Genomic DNA, 21,456 nt, shown 5'->3' with positions numbered 1-21,456 from the left:
TGCAGGTTGAATGAAGAACGATCACCGTTTGCGGTGGTCGTTTTTTTTTGTGGTGGATGACGATGAAGCGTTTTTTATGCGTAGGTATGATGGCGGGCGTGACGGCATTGGCCGGCGCCGCCGATTTCAGCCGCACTGGCAGCGATAGCATCACCATGCGCGGCCCGGTTGTCGAGGGCGACGTGGACAAGCTGCGGCAGCTGGCCACGCCAGCGACCACCGTGCTGCGCATCAATAGCGCAGGCGGCGAGCCGCAGGCGGCCATGCTGCTGGGGCGCTACCTGCGCCAGCGGCAATGGAGCCTCGCCATCGACACCGTGTGTGCCGGCAGCTGCGCCCTGTACGTTTTCCCGGCCGCGCAACATACAAGCATTCCAGACACCGCCGTGCTGGCACTGCAGGAGTCGGCCTTGCTGCGCGCGCAGGAAGGCCCGCAGCACATGCGCCGCAGCCTGATCGAGGCGGGCGTGCCGGCCGAGGAGCTGGAGCGTGAAACTGCGGCGCTGGCCGTGCAACTGGCGCAGGTGGCGGCGCTGGAGGCGGCGTTTGCCGCGGAGCTGGGCATCGCCCCCGCCTTCTACCTCGACTTCCGGCAAGTGGCGGCGCAGGCCGATGGCGTGCGCCAGCGCTTTCCCGATCAGGAGGCGGCCGTCTATTGGTGGCCGGGGGCCGCCCGCCTGCAGCGCTGCTACGGCATCGCCGGCGTGGACGAAGGCCCGCGCGCGGCGCGCCTGGCGCCCGACGGCTATTTGTACGTGCCGGCCCTGTCGGCCCTGGTGATGGGCGACCAGGCTTTGCAGGCCTGTCCATGAGCCGCAGCGGCCGCTTGTTCCTGCTGATGGACGCCATGCGCGCCAAACGCGTGCCCGTCACGGCGGCCCAGCTGGCGCAGCAGCTGGGCGTTTCCGAGCGCACGATTTACCGCGATATCCAGACCCTGGCCGAACTGGGCGCGCCCCTGCAGGGTGAGGCCGGCATCGGCTATGTGCTGCGTCGTGGCGCTTTTCTGCCGCCGCTGATGTTCGGACCCGATGAACTGGAAGCGCTGGTGCTGGGCGCGCGCTGGGTGCGCCGCCAGGGCGATGCGGGCCTGGCGCAGGCGGCCAGCAATGCCCTGGCGAAGATCGCGGCAGCTTCGCCGCGCGACCTGCGCGACAGCATGGCCGAGACCAGCTTGTGGGTGCCGCTGGGCCGTCCCGCCGATGGCACGCAGCCGGCCGACCCAGCCGACCGTTATGTGCAGCCGGTGCGCGAGGCCATCCGCTATGAACAAAAACTCACGCTCGCCTATCAGGATGAGCATGGCAGCGCCACCTCGCGCACGGTGTGGCCGTTTGCCCTGGCCTTTTTTGAAGGCAAGCGCCTGCTGGCCGCCTGGTGCGAGCTGCGTGGCGATTACCGGCATTTCCGCATCGACCGCATCGCCGACGTGCAGCGGCACGAGGAGCGCTATCCCACGCGCCGCCATGTGCTGTTGGATACCTGGCGCAAGGCGCATGAGATTGATCCGGAATCGTGAGATGCGCTCCTGACAAAAACTGTCAGTGACTGGTTCTACGATGGTGGCTTCTTTACTCACCGGAGCCATCTACCATGCGCCTGTACCACCACCCCATGTCTTCGAATGCCCGCCGTGCCCTGATGACGGCGATCCACCTCGGCCTGCCGCTGGAACTGGCCGAAGTCGACCTGATGAATGCGGACGACCGTCGCCGCCTGGCCGAACTGAACCCGAACGGCAAGGTGCCCGTGCTGGCCGATGGCGATTTCCTGCTGTGGGAATCGTGCGCCATCATGCAATACCTGGCCGAGCAGGTGCCCGGCCAGACGATTTATCCGCAGGCGCCGCAGGCCCGCGCCGACGTCAACCGTTGGCTGTTCTGGGCGGCGCAGCATTTCGCGCCGGCCATCAGCGTGCTGGCCTGGGAACGCGCCTGGAAGGGCATGACGGGCAATGGTCCGGCGGACCCGCTGGAAGAGGCGCGCGGCGAGCGCGACCTGCATGAGTGCGCCGTTGTGCTGGACGCGCATCTGGCGGGGCGCAGCTGGCTTTGCGGAGACGCTGTGAGCTTGAGCGACTTTGCCGTGGCCGCGCCGCTGATGTACAGCGAGGCCGTGCGGCTGCCGCTGGCGCAGTACCAGCATATCGAGGCCTGGTTTGCCCGCGTGCGGCAGCTGCGCGCCTGGCAGGAAACGGATGTGCAGCTGCTGCCGGGATAATCTGCCCGCTAAGTGTGCCAGCGCACGGAGCCGGCGCGGCGCAGCACATAAGATAGGGCTGTCTCTTTCAGGACATCCCTAGCTTTGGACTTTACCCGCTTTCGAGCGGGTTTTTTTTGTTCGGAGCTTGATAATTCGATCGTCGCTGCACATATGCGGCGTCTCCCACTGCAAGCAGGTACGCCATGTTCATGCCACGCCATCCGAAGCCACTCTTGAGTACCCGGGCGGTCGCTACGCAAGTCGCCCAGCAGAAGCAGGCAACGCAGGCCATGGACAAGCATGTGCTGATCGTCGAAACGGTCAAGCCGGCGGCACCGCCGCCAGCGAGCAAGAAGCCTGCAGGCTAGTGCACGAGCACCTTCAGCAGCGACTGCACTTCATCGTCCGATTCTTCCATGATGCTCGACAGGGTCGCATCGCCGATCACGCAATCGATGCTGCCGGCGGCGCGGGCGGCGCGCACGGCGATGGCGGCCGGACTTTCGTTGAGGGGCGACGATACCGGCGCCAGGTCATTCGCCAGCAGCAGGGTGTCGCCCAGCGATTCGGGCGGGATGGCGCGCAAGCCTTCCCACAGCGCAGCGATGGCGCCCATCACCGCTTCCGGCACCTTCAGTTTGGTCAAGACGCCATGGCCGATGGCTTGTTCGCCATGTTCGACCCAGTCCTGCGGTTCGCCGTCGAGGATGCCGGGAAATTCGGCGGCGCGTGATAGCAGATAAAAGCCGCCCACTTCATGCATGATGCCGGCAAACAGCGCCGTATCGGGGTCCACCCTGGTGACGCGGCGCGCCAGTACCTGCGACAGGGCCGCCACGTGGGCCGTATGTTCCCACAGCTGCTTGGCCTTCGCCTGCAGCACGGGATCGGTAATGGTGCTGCCCAGCTGGCGCACGATCAGCGACGCGACCACCGACTGCAAGGTACGCACGCCGAGCCGTTGCACGGCATTGCGCACGCTGGTGATTTCGTTGCCGGAACGGTTGAACGCCACCGAATTGGCGATAGCCACCGTGCGCGCGGCCAGCAGCGGGTCGGCTTGCACCAGCTTGGCAGCGGCCTCGATATGGCAGTCGGGATCGGCCAGCGCCTCTTGCAGCTTGAGCGAAGCGTTCACATTGGCAGGAAAGGTCAGCTCGCCACGAGCGGCTTGTGCGGCGATGCTTTTAAATGCGTCGAGTCTGTTCATTGAAAAAATTATACTCGCAATATTTCCGTGCGGAACTTTTTAAGCGTGATCTTTTCGCAAACAAGCGAGTAAAAGGCAAGTAAACCCCCGTAAACGGGAAAAGGGCAGGCCACTGGATCAGCGGCATGCCCTTTTTGGATTATGCGAGCGCTATCAGTCAGATTCACTGAAGATCGCGTCGCAGCCTTCGACCAGCTCGTCGCTGTCTTCCAGCTCATCGGTCAGGCCCAGGTCGAAGAGTTCCTCGACGGCATTCATGAAGCTGTTGTGCTTGGTGGCGCCGATCAAGCGGTAGATTTCGCCGTCTTCGTTGCGCACGCCGATGATCAGTTTTTCCTGGCGTACCAGTTCCGGCGTGCTGGCGTTGAGCAGCAGGTTGCCGATGATGTGTTTATCGAAATGAGCGGGCTTTTTGCCGTCGAGCAGTGTGGTTTTCAACTTGGTTTCCTTTGTCTTGTTTGAATGTCTGTGCTTGGTGAATTGTCAACTGTGGCCGTTGGCGATGGCGTGTTTCAGGCTTGCCAGGGTGGTTTCCAAGCGCATGAAATCGTCGTCGGTATAGCCGTCAAACAAGCGCTGTCCCTGCTTTGTCAGCTTGGGGAACACGTCATGGAACACCTGTTCACCCTCGCAGCTCAAGCGCACGAAGTAGGAGCGCTTGTCTTTGTTGCAACGTTCGCGTACTACCAGCCCCTTTTGCTCCAGCCGGTCCACCACGCCCGTCAAGGTGCCCTTGGTAATCAGGGTTTTCTGGCCCAGTTCCTTGTAGGACATGCCGCAGGTGTTGCCGAGCGTGGCAATGATGTCGAATTGCGCATGCGTCAAGCCGTACTGGCGCACGAAGTCGCCCGAAAACCGCTCGAAGCCTTGCATGCATTCGGCCAGCAGCCGGATACTTTTTAAATATCGTTCACCCATGGGGTGTGATTATATCCTTCCATCCCGCTTTTTTCCGCCGGGGCAGCGGCGTTATTGTATGAAGGGTTCGATGGGGCGGAAGTCCGGTATCATGTGGGCAACTCAGCCCTTGCCCCTGGTCCGCCCCGCCGATGTCTTTCGCTAATCTTTCCCGTATCGGCCTCGACAAACCGCTGCGCCTGCTGTTGGTCCATGCCGGCGATGCCGAGTCGATTACCTGGGCGGGCCTGGTGCAACCGCTGCGCCTCTGTGCGAGGGCGCTGGGGCCGGACGCGCTGCAACTGGACGTGCGCACGCCCGAGCAAGTAGCCCAGCAGGGCGGCAACTGGCATATCGCGCTGCTGGTGGCAGATGAAACGCAGGCGCCGCTGCGCGCCGAGCTGTGCCGGGCCGTGATCGAGCGCTGCCGTTCGGCACCATTCTGGGGTGGCGTGGGCGCGGCCGTGCTGTGGCTGGCCGACGCGGGCGTCATGGATGGCGTGCGCATCGCCTTGCCCTGGGCCCTGTACGCCGATGCGGAAGCGAAGGCCGAACGGGCCATTTTGACGCCGCACCTGTTCGACATCGACGGTCCGCACATTACCTGCTGCGGCGGCGCGGCCAGCATCGACTTTTCGCTGACGCTGATCGAGACCATCTTTGGCGCCGACGTGCAGGCGCTCGTCAAGGAAGCGCTGTGTGTGGACAAGGTGCGCGGCAAGGAAGAACGCCAGCGCGTGGCCTTGCAGGCGCGTTTCGGCGTGCTGCAGCCGAAATTGTCCGAAGCGGTCACCCTGATGGAAGCCAATATCGAGGAACCGCTGTCGACCGATGACATCGCCAGCCTGGTGGGCCTGTCGCGGCGCCAGCTGGAACGGCTGTTCAAGCAATACCTGGGCAGCTTGCCGTCGCGCTACTATTTGGAGCTGCGCCTGCAGCGCTCGCGGCAACTATTGCTCGATACACATTATTCCATCGTGCAAGTGGGCCTGATGTGTGGCTTTTCCTCCGGTTCGCACTTTTCCACGGCCTTTGGCACCTTGTTTGGCAATACCCCGCGCGAAGAGCGGCAGCGCAAGCTGATGCCGCCGGCCTAGCCGGTGTCAAGGCAGCTGTGATGAATTGTGAAAATCCTTGTCGCAGATTCAAAAGAGTTTTAGCATCCCGCTTTTTATAATGCAGTACACACGTAGCTGTCGTAGCTGCGGAGTACCTAACATATTGATGGGGAAATGCTATGAATGCCAAGCTTGATTCGACCGTAACGGCTCGTCCAGTCACCCGGGATACCTTTGACCAGGTCCTCGTTCCTACCTACGCCCCTGCAGCCATGGTGCCCGTGCGCGGTTCCGGACTGGATCTGTGGGACCAGACCGGCAAGCATTACCTCGATTTCACCTCCGGCATCGCCGTCAACAGCCTGGGCCACTGCCATCCTGTGCTGGTCGACGTGCTGACCAAGCAAATCAATAATTTGTGGCATTTGGGCAACGGCTACACCAACGAGCCTGTGCTGCGCCTGGCCCTGGCCCTGACGGAAGCGACTTTCGCCGACCGCGCCTTCTTCTGCAACTCGGGCGCGGAAGCCAACGAAGCGGCCCTGAAACTGGCGCGCAAGTACGCGCACACCAAGTTCGGCGCGCACAAGTCGCGCATCATCTCGTGCTTGAGCTCCTTCCACGGCCGCACTTTGTTTACCGTCTCCGTCGGCGGCCAGGCCAAGTACACGGAAGGCTTCGAGCCGCTGCCACCGTCGATCGACCACATCGCCTACAACGACATCGAAGCGGCGCGCGCCGCCATCGGCGATGACGTGTGCGCCGTGATCGTCGAGCCGGTACAAGGCGAAGGCGGCGTGGTGCCGGGCAATCCTGAATTCCTCAAAGAGCTGCGCGCCCTGTGCGACAAGACGGGCGCCCTGTTGATTTTCGACGAAGTCCAGAGCGGCATGGGCCGCACTGGCGCGTTGTTCGCCTACATGGGCTATGGCGTCACGCCGGACATCCTGACGGCTGCCAAGGCGCTGGGCAATGGCTACCCGATCGGCGCCATGCTGACCACGAATGAACTGGCGCAAACCCTGTCCGTCGGTACCCACGGCACCACCTACGGCGGCAACCCGCTGGCCGCTACCGTGGCCTTGAGCGTACTCGAAACCATCAACACGCCAGCGTTCCTGGCGCGTGTGAAGGAAGCCAGCGTCAGCACCATCGCCATGCTGCAAGGCTTGATCACGGATTACCCGCAAGTGTTCTCCATCGTGCGCGGCAGCGGTTTGCTGCTGGGCCTGGTAGTCAGCGATGCCTGGAAGGGCCGCGCGAAAGACATCCAGAAGGCGGCCGAAGCGCAAGGCTTGATGGTGCTGATCGCCGGCATGGACGTGGTGCGCCTGGCGCCGGCCCTGATCGTCTCGGACGAGCAGATTGCCGAAGCGGGCCGCCTGCTGCGCGCCGCCATCGACGGCTTGCTGAAAGCCTGAGGCTAGCCTCGCTTCCTGTTTCATCACCGGCCCGCCGCTTTGCTGCGGGCCGGCTTGGTTCTACCCGGGTATTCAGCCCAAGTATCGTCAGCATTGAAGGAGTACCCATGTATGTTGTCCGTCCGGTAGAAATTGCGGATATCGCAGCCCTCGAAGCGCTGGCCGCGGTAACCATGCCGGGTGTCCATACCCTGCCGAAGACGCGCGAAAAAATCGCCGCCTCCGTCGAGCGCTCCATTGCCTCGTTTGCCGCCCATGTCGACATCCCCAGCGAAGAGTCGTACCTCTTCGTGCTTGAATCCCTGCTCGACAAGAGCATCTTTGGCACGGCCGCCATCTTCGCCTCGGCCGGCTCGAACGGCACCTATTTTTCCTTTCGCAACGACGTCATCCAGCAAGTCTCGCGCGACCTGAACATCAGCCACAGCGTGCATGCGCTGACCCTGTGTTCGGAGTTGACGGCGTACTCGCAGCTGTCCGGCTTTTACGTGCGCAACATGGAGCAGGCGGGCCTGGAAGCGGCCCTGCTGTCGCGCGCGCGGCTGCTGTTTGCCGTGCTGGCGCCGCACCGTTTCGGCGACCGCTTTTTCGTGCCGCTGGCCGGCATCACGGACGCCAACGGCCAGTCGCCGTTCTGGGATGCGCTGGGCCGCAAGTTCTTCCAGATGGATTTCCTCGATGCCGAAAAAGTCATCGGCGGCGCGCGCAACCGCACCCTGATCGTCGAACTGATGCCGCACTACCCCGTGTACGTGCCGCTGCTGCCAGGCGACGCGCAGGCGGCCATGGGCCAGATCCACCCGAGTGGCGAACTGGCGTTCAATTTGCTGACGGAAGAAGGCTTTGAGGCCGACGATTACATCGACATCTTCGATGGCGGTCCGATCCTGCAGGCGCACAAGCATGCGCTGCGCTCGTTTACGGGCTCGCTCACGCGCCGCGTCGTCGCAGGCGTCACGCCCAGCCGCACGGGCCTGAAAGTGCATTACGCGGTCGCTTCGGGCGCGGAGCGCAACTTCCGCGCCGTCACCTTTACCTGCGATGCGCTCGAAGCGCAGGACACCGTCGGCTTGCCGCCCGAGCTGCTCGAAGCGCTGGCTGTGGCCGAAGGCGACAGCGTCATTTGCGTGCGCATCTAACCGAGAGAACATTATGCTAGTAGTACGCGCCATCAACGCTTCTGACCTGGACGCCCTGTACGGCTTGGCCAGCCAGGTCGGCACCGGCATGACCACCCTCAAGCCGGACATGAAAATGCTGGGCGACCGCCTGGCCATCGCCTGCGCCTCGTTCGCCGAAACCATCGCGCCCGAAAAGCGCGACTACATGTTCGTCATGGAGGATACCGATACGGGCCGCCTGGCCGGCGTGTGCGCCATCAAGGGCGCCGTGGGCCTGGAAGAGCCGTTCTATAACTACCGCATCGGCACCCTGGTGCATTCCAGCCGCGAGCTCGACGTGTTTACGCGCATGGAAACCCTGTACCTGTCGAATGACCTGACGGGCAGCACGGAACTGTGCTCGCTGTTTTTGCACCCCGATTACCGCAGCGGCAACAACGGCAAGCTGCTGTCGAAAAGCCGCTTCCTGTTCATCGCCCAGTTCCCGCACCTGTTCACGGAAAAGCTGATCGCCGAAATGCGCGGCTACCAGGCGCCGGACGGCAGCTCGCCGTTTTATGAAGGCCTGGGCCGTCACTTTTTCAAGATGGATTTCCATCACGTCGACGACTTGACGAGCCTGGGTAAAAAATCCTTCATCGCCGAACTGATGCCGCGCCAGCCCATGTACGTGGCTTACCTGCCCGACGAAGCGCAGGAAGTGATCGGCAAGGTGCATCTGAGCACAGCGCCCGCGCGCCGCCTGCTGGAACAGGAAGGCTTGCACTTCGAAGGTTATGTCGACATTTTCGACGCTGGTCCCGTGCTGCAGGCGCGCGTGTCAGAACTGCGCGCCATGCGCGACAGCGTGCCGGCCGTGCTCGATGCCGCGACTGTGCCAGTACCTGCGCCTGAAGTGTGCGGCGACCTTGCCCAGGCTGAGCCTTACCTGGTGTCGAACACCGACTTGAAAGATTTCCGCATGATCGTCACCAGCGCCAATCCGCACAGCGGCAAGATCGCGCTCGATGACGATGAATTGCATCTGCTGCGCTGCCATAACGGCGACACCGTGCGCACCTTGTCACTCAACCCGAGGAAGCATCCCCATGTCTAATGTGAATACCACGCAATCGAACTTCATCAACGGCGCCTGGCTGCCAGGCACGGGCCGCGAGCTGCTCACCGTCGACCCGTCGACCGGCAAGCAGACCTGGGCCAGCCTGGAAGCGACGCCAACGCAGGTCGAAGAGGCTTGCCAGGCCGCCCGCGCCGCCTTTGAAGCATGGGCCGATACGCCCGTCGAAGAACGCATCGCCATCTGCGTGCGCTTTCGCGAACTGCTGAAGGAGCATGCGGAAGCGCTGGCGCTGCTGATCTCGGAAGAAGTGGGCAAGCCCTTGTGGGAGTCGCGCACGGAAGTGGCCACCATGGCCAACAAGATCGATATCTCGGTGCAGTCGTACAACGCGCGCACGGGCATCACGCAAAGCAAGATCGCCGATGGCGACGCCGTGCTGCGCCACCGTCCGCATGGCGTGTTCGGCGTCTTTGGCCCGTACAATTTTCCTGGTCACCTGCCGAATGGCCACATCGTGCCGGCCCTGATCGCCGGTAACACCATCGTTTTCAAACCCAGCGAATATGCGCCGCGCACGGCCGTCAAAACCGTGCAGCTGTGGCAGCAGGCCGGCTTGCCCAATGGCGTCGTCAACCTTGTCAACGGCGGGCGCGATACGGGCGTGGCTCTGGGTGCGAATGCGCACCTCGACGGCGTGCTGTTTACTGGTTCCTGCCAGACGGGCATCAGCCTGCACCGCCAGTTCGGCGGCCAGCCGGGCAAGATGCTGGCGCTGGAAATGGGCGGCAATAACGCCCTGGTCGTGTGGGATGTGAAGGATGTCGACGCGGCCGTGCACCACGCGATCTTCTCCGCTTTTGTGTCGGCCGGCCAGCGCTGCACCTGCGCGCGCCGCCTGGTGGTACAGGACAACGCTGCCGGTGCTGCCTTCGTCGCGCGCCTGGTGGAAGTGGCGGCGAAGCTGGGTATCGGTGCGTCCGACGCGCAACCGCAGCCTTTCATGGGGCCTGTCGTATCGAGCGCCGTGGCCGCGCGCCTGGTGCAGGCGCAGGCGGACATGGTTGCCAAGGGCGGCACCACCCTGCTGCAGATGCGCCAGTTGAATCCCGAGGCAGGCTTTGTCACGGCCGGTATCGTCGACGTCACCAACGCTGCCGGCATTCCCGACGAGGAATGGTTCGGTCCACTGCTGCAAGTGATCCGCGTGAGCGACTTCGATGCAGCCCTGAAGGTTGCCAACGCCACCGAATTCGGCCTGGCCGCAGCGCTCCTGTCCGACGATCCGGCCCTGTGGCAGCTGTTTCAAACGCGCGCGCGCGCCGGCATCATCAACTGGAACCGCCCGACCACGGGCGCGGCCAGCACGGCGCCGTTCGGCGGCATCGGCAAGTCGGGCAACCACCGTCCGAGCGCCTATTACGCGGCCGATTACTGCGCCTACCCGGTCGCGTCGATCGAGAACGACACCTTGGCGTTGCCGGCCAAGCTGTCGCCCGGCCTGAATTTTTAAGGAAATCCCATGCACAGCACGCGCGAATACAATTTTGACGGCCTGGTCGGGCCATCGCATAACTATGCCGGCCTGTCGTTCGGCAACGTGGCCTCGTTCAGCAATGTGAAAAGTGCTTCGAATCCGAAGCAGGCTGCCTTGCAGGGCCTGGCCAAGATGCGTGCGCTGGCCGCGCGCGGCTTTGCGCAAGCCTTGCTGCCGCCGCAGGACCGCCCCAATTTTCGCCTGCTGCGCGCTATCGGTTTCACGGGCACGGACGCCGAGGTGCTGGCGCGCGCCTACAAGGAATCCCCTGTGATTCTGGCCTGCGCCTATTCGGCCTCGCCCATGTGGACGGCGAATGCCGCCACCGTCAGCCCGTCGGCCGATACGCAGGATGGCCGCGTGCATTTCACGGCCGCCAACCTGAATAACAAGCTGCACCGCGCCTTCGAGCACGCGCAGTCGGCACGCAGCCTGCGCGCCATCTTCAGTGACGAAAAACACTTCGCCGTGCATGACGCGCTGCCGTCGACGCCCGCCTTTGGCGATGAGGGCGCGGCCAACCACACGCGTTTGGGCGCCAGCCACGGCGCGCCATCGGTGGAGTTGTTCGTGTATGGTCGGGTGGAGTTCGATCCATCCGCGCCGTCGCCGAAGCGCTATCCGGCGCGCCAGACCCTGGAAGCGTCGCAAGCCGTGGCGCGCCTGCATGGCCTCGATGCAAAACGCAGCGTGTACGTGCAGCAGAATCCGGACGTGATCGACCAGGGCGTGTTCCATAACGACGTCATCGCCGTCGGCAATGGCAATGTGCTGTTCTATCACGAGCAGGCGTTTGCCGATGAAGAGGAGAGCCTGTCGCAGCTGCGCCGCGCCGTTGCCGCCACCGGTGCGCAGCTGGATGCGCTGCGCGTGGATACGGGCCAGGTACCGATCCAGGATGCGGTGACCAGCTATCTGTTCAACAGCCAGTTGCTGACGAAAGAGGGCGGCAAGATGGCGCTGGTGATACCGCAGGAGTGCCAGGAAAACCGCGCCGTGTCGCGCTACCTGGAAGGCCTGGTGGCCAGCGGTGGACCCATCGATGAACTGATTCATTTCGACCTGCGCCAGAGCATGCGCAACGGCGGCGGGCCCGCCTGCCTGCGTTTGCGCGTGGCCTTGACGCAAACCGAAGCGCGCGCCATGCACCAGGGCGTGATCATGACGGAAACGCTGTACCATCGGCTGGTGCAGTGGGTGGAAAAACACTACCGCGACCACCTGGAGCCGGGCGATCTGGCTGACCCGCAGCTGGCGCTGGAAGTGCATGCTGCGCTTGAAGAATTGACGATCATCCTCAACTTACCTGGATTGTACGACTTGTAGGCGATAGAAAAAACACAGAAAAAATCCGAGACAAACTATCCGCAACACAGAATTGGACGGGCGACCCCCGTCTCTTGACACCGCTGCCGCCCAGCCACAAGCCCGAACGACAGCGTTGGACATTCACATTACCGTAATGGAGATGCAAGATGAATCACACGCCACAAGATTTGCGCACACAAACGCTGGAGCTGATTAACGCGGCTGGCAATGCGAACAAGGCGGCAGCGCCTGTCGTACAACTGGTGCAGGCATGGCTCGACTCGCTCGACGCCGAAGACCTGGCCGATATCGCGCCCGACAGCCTGGCGCCCGTGCTGGTCGACGGCTTTACGCAAGCGGCCAAGCGCACCGGCAGCGGCTGCCAAATCGCCACCCTGCGTTATGCCGATGGCCGTGGCGGCATGGCGAGCGCCTTGCTGATCCTGAACGAAGACATGCCTTACCTGGTCGACTCCATCGTCATGGCCATGCGCCGCCAGCACCTGGCCGTGCGCGGCGTGATGAATACCGTGCTGCCCGTGCGCCGCGCCGCTGACGGCAGTGTCGAAGCGGTGCGCCAGCCGGGCGACCCGCTCGAATCGTATGTGCTGGTGCTGCTCGACGAAGAGCTGGCGCCGGAAGCCCTGGCTGCGCTGGTCGCCGCCCTGGAGATGGTCGCGCGTGACGCCGCCGTCGTACGCCGCAATGCTGCCGCCATGGGCGAGCGCCTGGCCTCCGTCGCCGTGGCTGCCGCCCAGCATGGCGAAGAAGGTGCGGAAGTCGCCGCCTTCCTGGAATGGGCCCGCAGCGGCGGCTTTGAAGTGTTCGGCTATGCGTACTACCGCGTCAAGCCGGGCGTGCGCGAACTCGAACGCGACATCCCGAGCCGCGTCGGCGTGCTGCAGGATACGGCCCACCCCGTCTACAGCACCTGCCTGGCGAATATTCCCGGCGACTTCGACACCCTGGCCAAGCGCGAATCGGCGCTGTCCATCGTCAAGGCCGACGTGGCAGGTACTTTGCACCGTGACCAGCAGCTCGATTTCATCGGCGTGCGCGACATGGATGCGCAAGGCGCGATCCTGGGCGAGCATTGCTTCGTCGGCCTGTTTACCCGTGCCGGCAACTCCACCCCGCTGGCGGCGCTGCCGTTTGCGCGCGGCCGCGTGGCCAAGGTGCTGAGCCTGGCCGGCGTACGCCAGCAAGGCTTCCGCGCCGAGAAATTCCGTGAAATCCTCGAATCCCTGCCGCGCACCGAAGCGCTGGAAGCGGACCTCGACTGGCTGGCGCAAGTGTGCGGCGCCGTCGTCTCGCTGTACAAGCAGCCGCGCACCAAGGTCTTTGCGCGCCGCGACGTGTATGCGCGCCACCTGAACGTGCTGGTCTACCTGCCGCGCGAACGCTATAGCGCCAGCGTGGCATCGAGCCTGGCAAAAGCCCTGCAAGCCAGTTCCGGCGCCACGCACGTGAGCACGCAGACCCTGGTGGCCGACGGCCCCCTGGCGCGCGTCTATCTGATCGCGCATGCCGCTCGTTACCCGCTGGACCTGGAAACGGATATCGAACAGCCGCTGCTTGGCGTGCTCGATGGCTGGCATAACGGCTTTGCCGCCGTGGCCGACGCCGTGCCCGACGTGGCCCTGCGCACCAGCCTGCGCAAACTCTGCGCCACCTTGCCGCTCGATTACGTGGCCGCCACGGCGCCAGCTGTCGCCTTCCGCGACCTCGACACCATCTTGCGCAACACCGATCCATCGCATGTAGCCGTGCGCATCGAGACGGGTGCCGTTACCACCATCCGCCTGTATTCGGCCAACAAGGTGCCGCCGCTGTCGGCCATCCTGCCGGCCCTGCACAATGCTGGCGTGGCGATCGACCGCGAGCAGGCCTTCTCGATTTCGCCACTGGACGGCACGCGCTATTTCGTCACCAGCCTGACGGTCGATGCCGCCAGCGCGGCGAAACTGGCGCAGCCATCTGTCGTCGCCGTGGCGCAGGAACTGTTTGCCGCGCTGTTCAACGATGAAGCTGAAGATGGCCGCCTGAATGGCCTGGTCATCGAAGGCGGCCTGTCGACGCGCGAAGTGCAGCTGGTGCGCGCCTACACCAGCTACTGGCGCCAGACGGGCAGCCGCTTCTCGGTGCGCTACATTGCCGAAAGCCTGCGCAAGCAGCCGGCCCATGTGAAGGCCCTGGTCGACGCCTTCCTGCAGCGCTTCGATCCCTCGCTGTCCGACGCGCAGCACGCGGCTGCCCTGGAGGCGATCGCCACCATCAAGGCCGGCCTGCCATCCGTGAATCACGCCGATACCGAGGAAATACTCGGCGCGCTGGCCGACCTGATGGCCGCCACGCTGCGCACCAGCTACTTCCAGAATAATCAACAAGGCGACAAGATTATCTTCAAGTTCGACACCAGCAACCTGGCGCTGGTGCCGGAACCGCGTCCTTACCGCGAGATTTTTGTCTTCTCGCGCCGCTTTGAAGGCGTGCACCTGCGTGGCGGCCCTGTCGCCCGTGGCGGCTTGCGCTGGTCCGACCGCATGGAAGACTACCGCACCGAAGTGCTGGGCCTGGTGAAGGCGCAGATGGTGAAAAATGCCGTCATCGTGCCGGCCGGCGCCAAGGGCGGTTTTGTCTGCAAGATGATGCCGCAGGACGCCGTGCGTGAAACCATCGCGGCCGAAGGCGAAGCCGTGTACCGCCTGTTCATTTCCAGCCTGCTGGAAGTGACGGACAACCGTTCGCTGGGCAATATCGTGCCGCCAGTCGACACCGTCTGCTTCGACGACGCCGATCCTTACCTGGTGGTCGCCGCCGACAAGGGCACGGCCACGTTCTCGGACATCGCCAACGGCATCGCCGTGCAGCGCGGTTTCTGGCTCGGTGACGCGTTCGCCTCGGGCGGCTCGAACGGCTACGACCACAAGAAACTGGGCATCACCGCCAAGGGCGCGTTCGAAGCCGTGAAGCGCCACTTCTATGAAATGGACCACGACTTGAACACCACGCCGATCACCATGGTCGGCGTGGGCGACATGTCGGGCGACGTGTTCGGTAACGGCGTATTGCTGTCGCGCCAGCTGAAACTGGTGGCCGCATTTGACCATCGCCATATCTTCCTCGACCCGACACCGGACGTCGCCGTCTCGTTCGAAGAACGCGCGCGCCTGTTCGCCTTGCCGCGCTCCTCGTGGGACGACTACAACAAGGACTTGATTTCGGCAGGTGGCGGCGTGTATCCGCGTTCCGCGCGCACGATCGAGCTGTCGCCGCAAATCCGCGCCGCGCTCGATATCGCAGAAACCTCGCTGGCGCCGGAAGAGCTGATGCACCGCATCCTGAAATCCCCGGTGGACCTGTTCTACAACGGCGGCATCGGCACCTACATCAAGGCATCGACCGAGACGCACGCCCAGGTGAAGGACCGCGCGAATGACCATATCCGCGTCAGCGGCAATGAGCTGCGCGTGAAAGTGGTGGCCGAAGGCGGCAACCTGGGTGCGACGCAGGCCGGCCGCATCGAGTTCGCGCTGACGGGTGGGCGCATCTTCACCGATGCCATCGACAATTCGGCCGGCGTGGATTGCTCGGACCATGAAGTGAACGTGAAAATCTGGCTGGACGTGGAAGTCAATGCGGGCAAGCTGACGGAAGCGGAACGCAACCGCGAGCTGTATGCGATGACGGACGACGTCGAGCGCCTGGTCTTGCGCGACAACACGCAACAGACGCATTTGCTGGTGCGCGAGCTGCAGGCGCAAAGCGAGAGCGCCGTGCAGGATGGCTATGCCGCCCTGATCGCCAGCCTGGAAGAAGAGGGCGCCCTGTCGCGCGAGCTGGAGCAGCTGCCTTCGGTGGCCGAACTGGCACGCCGCAAGCTGGACAACCGTGGCCTGACCACGCCGGAACTGGCGGTGGTGATCGCCAACGTGAAGAATCGCTTCAAGCGCATTCTGTCGGCCTTGCCGTTGACGGACGAAACGTGGGCCGAACCGGTCTTGAAACCGTACTTCCCGTCGCTGCTGGTGGAAACCCGTTCGGCGCTCGACCACCCGCTGGCCAACGCCATTCTGGCCACCGTGCTGGCCAATGAAGTGATCAACCGCTGCGGCCCGCTGATGATCCGCAACCTGGCGGCGGAACATGGCGTGGACGAGTCGGCAGTGATTCTGGCATGGGGCCAGGCCTGGGTGGCGCTGAACCTGGCGCCCGTCTTCGACGCGCTTGATGCGGATGCTTTGACGATTCCGCGTGCCGTGTCGATCAAGGTCGACGCGCAAACGCGCGTGCTGCAGCAAACGATGATCACTGGTGTGCTGTCCGTGCCGGCCGAGCAATTGCGTGGCGCCGGCCTGGCCGAACTGACGCGCTTGTTTGGTGCGGAATCGAAGCGCGAACTGCTGCAAGCCGTTGGCATCAAGTCCGAAGCGGCACTGGTGCCGGGTTTGACGCCTGCCTTCGTCCAAGCGTGGGATGCGGTCGATGCGCTGGAAGTCGTCGCCGGCTTCCTGTTCCCGGCCCTGTCCGTGCCGCGTCCTGCGGCGATGGACCTGGCGGCCTTTTTGCAAGTGGGCCTGGCCCTGCGCAGCCAGGCGGGCATCGATACGCTGGAGCGTGGCCTGAAGCTGGCCGCGCAAGGCAAGTCGCAGGAACAGTTGCGCAACTACGCGCAGCAAGCGCTGCGCCGCACGCAACAGCGTCTGCTGACGCAGGTGCTGGCGCGTGCCGAGCAAGGCAATGCGGGCCAGGCCGTCGATGCGGTGACGGGCGCGCTGGGCTTGTCGGCGTATGTGGCGGCGACGGAACTGGAGCAAGCCATGCTGGACGTGTGGACGCTCTCCGAGGCTGTGAATAAAGTGTCAGTGGAAGCGGCGGTGTAATGACGCAAGAAGTACGACAAGTTGGACCGGGGGCTGGCGGCTTGCCGCCAGCCGTGCAGGCGCTGGCGCAGGCCGATTTCAGCGGCGTGGCACAGTTGTTTGCCAACGCCGGTTTCACGGTGGCCTTGCCGGCGCCGGGCATGCTGCAAGTCGTCAAGCCGCAGGCCGATGCGGGGCGCGCCAGCGTGGCCGTCTCGGTGGGCGTGCATGGCGACGAGACGGGGCCGATCGAAGTGCTGGCGCATCTGCTCGATGCGCTGTCGCGCGATGCGTCGCAGCTGGCCGTCGACCTGCTCGTTTGCGTGGGCAATGTCGATGCGATCCGGGCCGGCAAGCGTTTCATCGACGCCGACCTGAATCGCATGTTCCGCCCCGTGCGGGGCAGCTTGGCGCAAGCGGCGGAAAGCGCGCGCGCCGATGAAATGATCGCTGCCACAACAGCGTTCTTTGCAGCGGCCGGTCCCGTGCGCTGGCACCTGGATTTGCACACGGCCATCCGGCCTTCCGTGTACCCCACGTTTGCCATCGTGCCGGACCTGGTGGCCGACGACGCCAAGGCGCAGCTGATAGCCTGGCTGGGCCAGGCGGCCATCGGCGCCATCATCATGAACCCGCAGTCGGCCGGCACCTACAGCTATTATTCGGCCGAACATTGCGGTGCGGCCGCCAGCACGGTGGAGCTGGGCCGCGTGGGCACCCTGGGACAGAACGATTTGTCCCTGTTCGACGACGTGTCGCGGGCGCTCGACGGCTTGCTGCGTGGGCTGCCTGCGCAGCCCGTCAAGGCGCAACCGCACGTGTTCAAGGTGGCGCAGGAAATCATCAAGCACAGCGATGAATTCCGCATGGCGTTTGATCGCAGCACGCAGAATTTCACCTCGCTGCCGCAGCACGCCGTGATTGCCAGCGATGGCGAGCACGTCTACACGGTGCAGCACGCGGAAGAGCTGGTGGTGTTCCCCAACCCGGACGTGCGCGTGGGCTTGCGCGCCGGTCTGATGGTGGTGCGCGTTTCTTGATTGTCCAGTAATCGTATCGCCTCAGGCGCCAGCCGGGATTTCCCGCCTGGCGCTTTTTTCATGGGAAAAATGCTGCACGGAAATAATTATCCATTAAGCAATCAATTGATTTAGAATATTTACCCTTTGCAATTTTTTGGACCGATCATGTTGAAACGCCTGCTGACAGCCTTGCTGTGCCTGACCCTCTCCGGCCTGACGGCTGCCGCCCCTGCCGAAGAGAAGGCAGCCGCACCGGAAATGACGGCCGAGCAATTCCTTGCCCAGTTGCACCTGCAACGCGGCAAGATCACTTTGCCGGGTGGCATCGCCACCCTGGATTTGCCCGCCAACTTCCGCTATTTGTCGCCGACGGACGCCGAGCGGGTGCTGGTCGATGCCTGGGGCAATCCACCGGGCATGGTATTGCTGGGCATGATCGTACCCGCCAAGACCAGCGTGCTCGAGCGCGATAGCTGGGGTGTCATCGTCACGTATGAAAAGGAAGGCCATATCAAGGATGACGATGCGGACAGCATCAAATATGACGAATTGCTCAAGGATATGCAGGCATCCGTGCTGGAACATAACGCGGAGCGCAAGAAGCAGGGTTATCCCGGCATCCATTTGATGGGCTGGGCGGAAAAACCCAGCTATGCCAAGGATACGCACAAGCTGTACTGGGCCAAGGACCTGATGGTCGATGGCGGCGAGCACTCGCTGAACTACAACGTGCGCGTGCTGGGCCGCGAAGGCGTGCTGAACCTGAACGCGATTGCCAGCATGGAGCAGATCGAAGCGATCAAGAAAGAAATGCAGCAAGTGACGGCGTTCACGGAATTTACCGACGGTAACCGCTACACGGATTTCGACAGCAAGACGGACAAGGTGGCCGAATATGGCCTGGCGGCGCTGGTGGCCGGTGGCGTGGCCAGCAAGCTGGGCCTGTTTGGCAAACTGCTGGCGCTGCTGCTGGCCTTCAAGAAGGTGCTGCTCCTGGCCGTGGTGGGCGGCGGCGCGGCCATCGTCAAGTTTTTCACTGGCAAGCGCAAGGAAAAGCAGCAGCCAGTACTGCCGCAGGAGCCGGTTGAACAGCCCGGCCATACGCCGGATGGCAAGGTGAATCTGGACAAGTAAGAGCAACTGGGCCGTTCGGTGCGCTGGCGCACAGGAGTGGCATTGCGCGCGCGGCCGGAAAACAGCGCCTCGGGTACACTGGCTCATCGTTCACTATCAGGAGTTCGCCATGTCCGTGTCCATGTATCAGGCAACCATTCCCGTCTTCATCCGCGGCTTGCGGGTCGTCTCGGCCTTGCTGGAAAAAGCCCAAGCCCATGTCGAGGAAGACGGCATCGTGCCCGAGATTTTACTGGGTGCGCAGCTGGCGCCCGACATGCTGGACTTGACGGCGCAGGTGCAGCGCGCCAGCGATACGTCGAAGATGTCGGTGGAGCGCCTGAGCGGCGTGCCGGCGCCGAAGTTCGAGGATAACGAAGCGTCGTTCGAGCAGTTACAGGAACGCATCGCCAACACCATCGCCTACATCGACAGCGTCAACGCGGGCCAGATGGCCGGCAGCGCGCAGAAGGAAGTGGTGCTGAACTGGACTGACGAGGGCAAGAAATTCTCGGGCGACAATTACCTGCTCAGCTTTGCCTTGCCGAACTTCTATTTTCACGTCTCCATGGTCCACGCCATCCTGAGAAACAATGGCGTGGCCGTGGGCAAGCTTGACTATCTGGGACCGTACGACTGAGACTGATTATCGCTGTGGCTGCTGCACCTGGTTCTGCACCGCATTGCCCAGCATGCCGCCGCCGATGACGCCGGCCACGGTCGCCAGCGCATTGCCCAGCATGCCGCCGCCGATGACGCCGGCCACGGTCGCCAGCGCCTTGCCGCGGCCGCCACCGACCTGGTTGCCGATCAAGCCGCCGATGACGGCGCCCGTGCCGATGCCCACGTAATTGGGCTGGGCGGGTGCTGGCGCAGGCAGTGGCTGCTGCTGGCGTGCGGGTTCGCGGTAGGCTGTGTCGCGGTAGCCATCATTGTTGTCATTGTAGGCAGGACGCGCTTGCGCCACTTGCGTGTGGTGCACGACGCGCTTGTGCACGACGGGCGCCGGGGCTGGTGCCGGGGCAGCTTGCGCGACGACGGGCGCGGCAACCGGTGCAGTCACGGGAGCAGTTGCGGGCGCTGCCAGGGCCGCCACTTCGGCAGGTACGGCCGCTGCGGCCGGCACATTCGCCCGCGAATTGGGCAGGATGCCGGCGATGGACGCCGCGCCCACCAGGCACAGCACGGTCACGGAAATGGCGGCGCCGGCCATCAAGGGGTGGATGCGGCTGGCGGTGGTCGTCGTGTTCATGTGTTCTCCTGGGGTGGTATTGCGGGTGTTATTGATGTGTCCAGATTAGCGGCCGCGCCTGCGCAAGGCTAGCCCTTGCGCTGTATCAAACGTAAGCAGGTGTAAGCCGCGCTTTTCAAAGCGCAGTAGAATCGGTGCTTCCCCCTTTCCGAAAGTCCGCCATGAGCCAGCTATTCACGCCGTATGCCCTGGGGCCGCTGCAGGTGGCCAACCGCATCGCCATCGCGCCCATGTGCCAGTACTCGGCCGACAATGGCAACGCCACCGACTGGCACATGATCCACCTGGGCCACCTGGCCCTGTCCGGCGCGGGCTTGCTGATGACGGAAGCGACGGCCGTCTCGCCCGAGGGACGCATCTCGGCCGATGACCTGGGCCTGTGGTCGGATGCGAATCAGGCTGCGCTGGCCAGCGTGGTGCAGGCGATCCGCCGCCACGCTCCGATTCCGCTGGTGGTGCAACTGGGCCACGCGGGACGCAAGGCGTCGAGCCGCGCGCCATGGCAGGGCGGCGCTTGCGTGCACCTGGCCGACGGTGGCTGGCAAACGGTGGCGCCGTCCGCCATCGCCCACGCGCCCGGCGAAACCGTGCCGATCGCCCTCGACGAGATGGGTTTGTTGCAAATCAAGGGCGCTTTTGTCGCGGCCGCCCAGCGCGTGCATGCGCTCGGTATTGAAGGCATCGAACTGCACGCGGCGCACGGCTATCTGCTGCACCAGTTCCTGTCGCCCCTGTCGAATCACCGCACCGATGTGTATGGCGGTAGCCTGGAGAACCGCATGCGCTTTCCGCTGGAAGTCTATGAAGCCGTGCGCGCCGCCGTGCCCGCCAGCATGGCCGTGGGCGTGCGCCTTTCCGCCACAGACTGGGTCGAGGGCGGCTGGGAAATCGAGCAAAGCGTGCGCTTCGCGCAGGAACTCAAGCAACTGGGCGCCGATTTCATCCACGTCTCCAGCGGCGGCATTTCGCCGCAGCAGCAGATTCCCGTGGGACCGGGCTACCAGGTGGCGTTTGCCGAACGCATCAAGCGCGACAGCGGTTTACCCACCATCAGCGTCGGCTTGATCACGGAGGCGCAGCAGGCGGAAGATATCATCGCCAACGGCCAGTCCGACATGGTGGCGCTGGCGCGCGCCATCCTGTTCGACCCGCGCTGGCCCTGGCATGCGGCGGCCCAGCTGGGTGCACAGGTGCAGGCGCCACCGCAGTACTGGCGCTCGCAGCCGCGCGAATTCAAGAACCTGTTCGGCGACACGACCCTGGGCCAGCGCTGACAAGCCAGCTCTGCTACACTGACGCTTCTTCCCCCTTTCTCCAGGACGCTTCGACATGCGCCATTGATACTGCCGTGCTGTGCACGGCCTCGCTCTTCCCGCCAGCGCAGCATTGCGCCGCG

19 protein-coding genes are annotated in these 21,456 nt (G+C 63.9%); 15 read left to right on the top strand and 4 right to left on the bottom strand.

The window, feature by feature from the left end; translation table 11 throughout:
* Positions 1-62: 62 nt before the first annotated feature.
* The 4 genes from CNX70_RS27530 to CNX70_RS28655 all read left to right on the top strand — a co-directional run bounded on the left by CNX70_RS27530 (position 63) and on the right by CNX70_RS28655 (position 2,570).
* On the top strand, positions 63-812 hold the full coding sequence (locus CNX70_RS27530; RefSeq protein ID WP_157751316.1) for a hypothetical protein: 750 nt from the start codon (positions 63-65) through the stop codon (positions 810-812).
* The gene (locus CNX70_RS27525; RefSeq protein WP_167389730.1) at positions 809-1,519 is read left to right on the top strand and encodes a helix-turn-helix transcriptional regulator; all 711 of its coding nucleotides are present in this window, start codon (positions 809-811) and stop codon (positions 1,517-1,519) included. The genes CNX70_RS27530 and CNX70_RS27525 overlap by 4 nt, the downstream gene beginning before the upstream one ends.
* A gap of 74 nt (positions 1,520-1,593) precedes the next feature.
* Positions 1,594-2,220, top strand: coding sequence for a glutathione S-transferase family protein (locus tag CNX70_RS27520; RefSeq protein ID WP_096238148.1), 627 nt, complete (start codon positions 1,594-1,596; stop codon positions 2,218-2,220).
* A 185-nt stretch (positions 2,221-2,405) separates the two neighbouring features.
* A complete protein-coding gene (locus CNX70_RS28655) occupies positions 2,406-2,570 on the top strand; it encodes a hypothetical protein (RefSeq protein WP_167389729.1) in 165 nt (54 codons plus the stop codon).
* Here CNX70_RS28655 and CNX70_RS27515 read toward each other — a convergent pair.
* The 3 genes from CNX70_RS27515 to CNX70_RS27505 all read right to left on the bottom strand — a co-directional run bounded on the left by CNX70_RS27515 (position 2,567) and on the right by CNX70_RS27505 (position 4,330).
* Entirely contained in the window at positions 2,567-3,412 is an 846-nt protein-coding gene (locus tag CNX70_RS27515; RefSeq protein ID WP_071075178.1) for an HDOD domain-containing protein, read from the bottom strand. The two genes, CNX70_RS28655 and CNX70_RS27515, sit on opposite strands and share 4 nt — an antisense overlap.
* A gap of 153 nt (positions 3,413-3,565) precedes the next feature.
* Positions 3,566-3,850 carry a hypothetical protein gene (locus CNX70_RS27510; protein ID WP_071075179.1) on the bottom strand — a complete coding sequence of 95 codons (285 nt, stop codon included), beginning with the start codon at positions 3,848-3,850 and terminating at the stop codon, positions 3,566-3,568.
* Positions 3,851-3,895: 45 nt separating this feature from the next.
* Positions 3,896-4,330 (bottom strand): MarR family winged helix-turn-helix transcriptional regulator, encoded by a 435-nt coding sequence (locus tag CNX70_RS27505; protein ID WP_167389728.1) that lies wholly within the window; start codon positions 4,328-4,330, stop codon positions 3,896-3,898.
* A 131-nt stretch (positions 4,331-4,461) separates the two neighbouring features.
* Between CNX70_RS27505 and CNX70_RS27500 the strand changes: the two genes are divergently transcribed.
* The 10 genes from CNX70_RS27500 (at position 4,462) to CNX70_RS27455 (ending at position 19,448) form a co-directional block, all read left to right on the top strand.
* Positions 4,462-5,406: a GlxA family transcriptional regulator gene (locus CNX70_RS27500; protein WP_071075181.1), complete on the top strand. Its 945-nt coding sequence runs from the start codon at positions 4,462-4,464 to the stop codon at positions 5,404-5,406.
* A 140-nt stretch (positions 5,407-5,546) separates the two neighbouring features.
* Entirely contained in the window at positions 5,547-6,788 is a 1,242-nt protein-coding gene (astC, locus tag CNX70_RS27495; RefSeq protein WP_096238147.1) for an acetylornithine/succinylornithine family transaminase, read from the top strand.
* 107 nt (positions 6,789-6,895) lie between these two features.
* The gene (locus CNX70_RS27490) at positions 6,896-7,927 is read left to right on the top strand and encodes an arginine N-succinyltransferase (protein WP_071075183.1); all 1,032 of its coding nucleotides are present in this window, start codon (positions 6,896-6,898) and stop codon (positions 7,925-7,927) included.
* Positions 7,928-7,940: 13 nt separating this feature from the next.
* Entirely contained in the window at positions 7,941-9,005 is a 1,065-nt protein-coding gene (gene astA, locus CNX70_RS27485; RefSeq protein WP_096238146.1) for an arginine N-succinyltransferase, read from the top strand.
* Positions 8,998-10,479, top strand: a complete 1,482-nt coding sequence (gene astD / locus CNX70_RS27480; RefSeq protein ID WP_096238145.1) for a succinylglutamate-semialdehyde dehydrogenase — start codon at positions 8,998-9,000, stop codon at positions 10,477-10,479. The genes astA and astD overlap by 8 nt, the downstream gene beginning before the upstream one ends.
* Before the next feature lie 9 nt (positions 10,480-10,488).
* Positions 10,489-11,829 carry an N-succinylarginine dihydrolase gene (gene astB, locus CNX70_RS27475; protein WP_096238144.1) on the top strand — a complete coding sequence of 447 codons (1,341 nt, stop codon included), beginning with the start codon at positions 10,489-10,491 and terminating at the stop codon, positions 11,827-11,829.
* Positions 11,830-11,978: 149 nt separating this feature from the next.
* A complete protein-coding gene (locus CNX70_RS27470; protein WP_096238143.1) occupies positions 11,979-16,694 on the top strand; it encodes an NAD-glutamate dehydrogenase domain-containing protein in 4,716 nt (1,571 codons plus the stop codon).
* Positions 16,694-17,713 carry a succinylglutamate desuccinylase gene (locus tag CNX70_RS27465; RefSeq protein WP_096238142.1) on the top strand — a complete coding sequence of 340 codons (1,020 nt, stop codon included), beginning with the start codon at positions 16,694-16,696 and terminating at the stop codon, positions 17,711-17,713. The genes CNX70_RS27470 and CNX70_RS27465 overlap by 1 nt, the downstream gene beginning before the upstream one ends.
* 147 nt (positions 17,714-17,860) lie before the next feature.
* Positions 17,861-18,829, top strand: a complete 969-nt coding sequence (locus CNX70_RS27460; RefSeq protein WP_096238141.1) for a DUF2167 domain-containing protein — start codon at positions 17,861-17,863, stop codon at positions 18,827-18,829.
* Between the two features lie 109 nt (positions 18,830-18,938).
* Positions 18,939-19,448 carry a DUF1993 domain-containing protein gene (locus tag CNX70_RS27455; RefSeq protein ID WP_086138669.1) on the top strand — a complete coding sequence of 170 codons (510 nt, stop codon included), beginning with the start codon at positions 18,939-18,941 and terminating at the stop codon, positions 19,446-19,448.
* Between the two features lie 6 nt (positions 19,449-19,454).
* Here CNX70_RS27455 and CNX70_RS27450 read toward each other — a convergent pair whose 3' ends face one another.
* On the bottom strand, positions 19,455-20,060 hold the full coding sequence (locus tag CNX70_RS27450) for a glycine zipper 2TM domain-containing protein (protein WP_157751314.1): 606 nt from the start codon (positions 20,058-20,060) through the stop codon (positions 19,455-19,457).
* 161 nt (positions 20,061-20,221) lie between these two features.
* Between CNX70_RS27450 and CNX70_RS27445 the strand changes: the two genes are divergently transcribed.
* Complete coding sequence (locus tag CNX70_RS27445; RefSeq protein ID WP_096238140.1) at positions 20,222-21,334, top strand: NADH:flavin oxidoreductase/NADH oxidase; 1,113 nt, start codon at positions 20,222-20,224, stop codon at positions 21,332-21,334.
* The last annotated feature ends 122 nt before the right edge of the window (positions 21,335-21,456 follow it).

Origin of the sequence: Janthinobacterium svalbardense, assembly GCF_002327145.1 — a bacterium.
GTDB classification, from domain to species: Bacteria; Pseudomonadota; Gammaproteobacteria; order Burkholderiales; family Burkholderiaceae_D; genus Janthinobacterium; species Janthinobacterium tructae.
The sequence above is the reverse complement of the archived record's forward strand: the minus strand, read 5'-3'. Positions and strand labels throughout refer to the sequence as shown.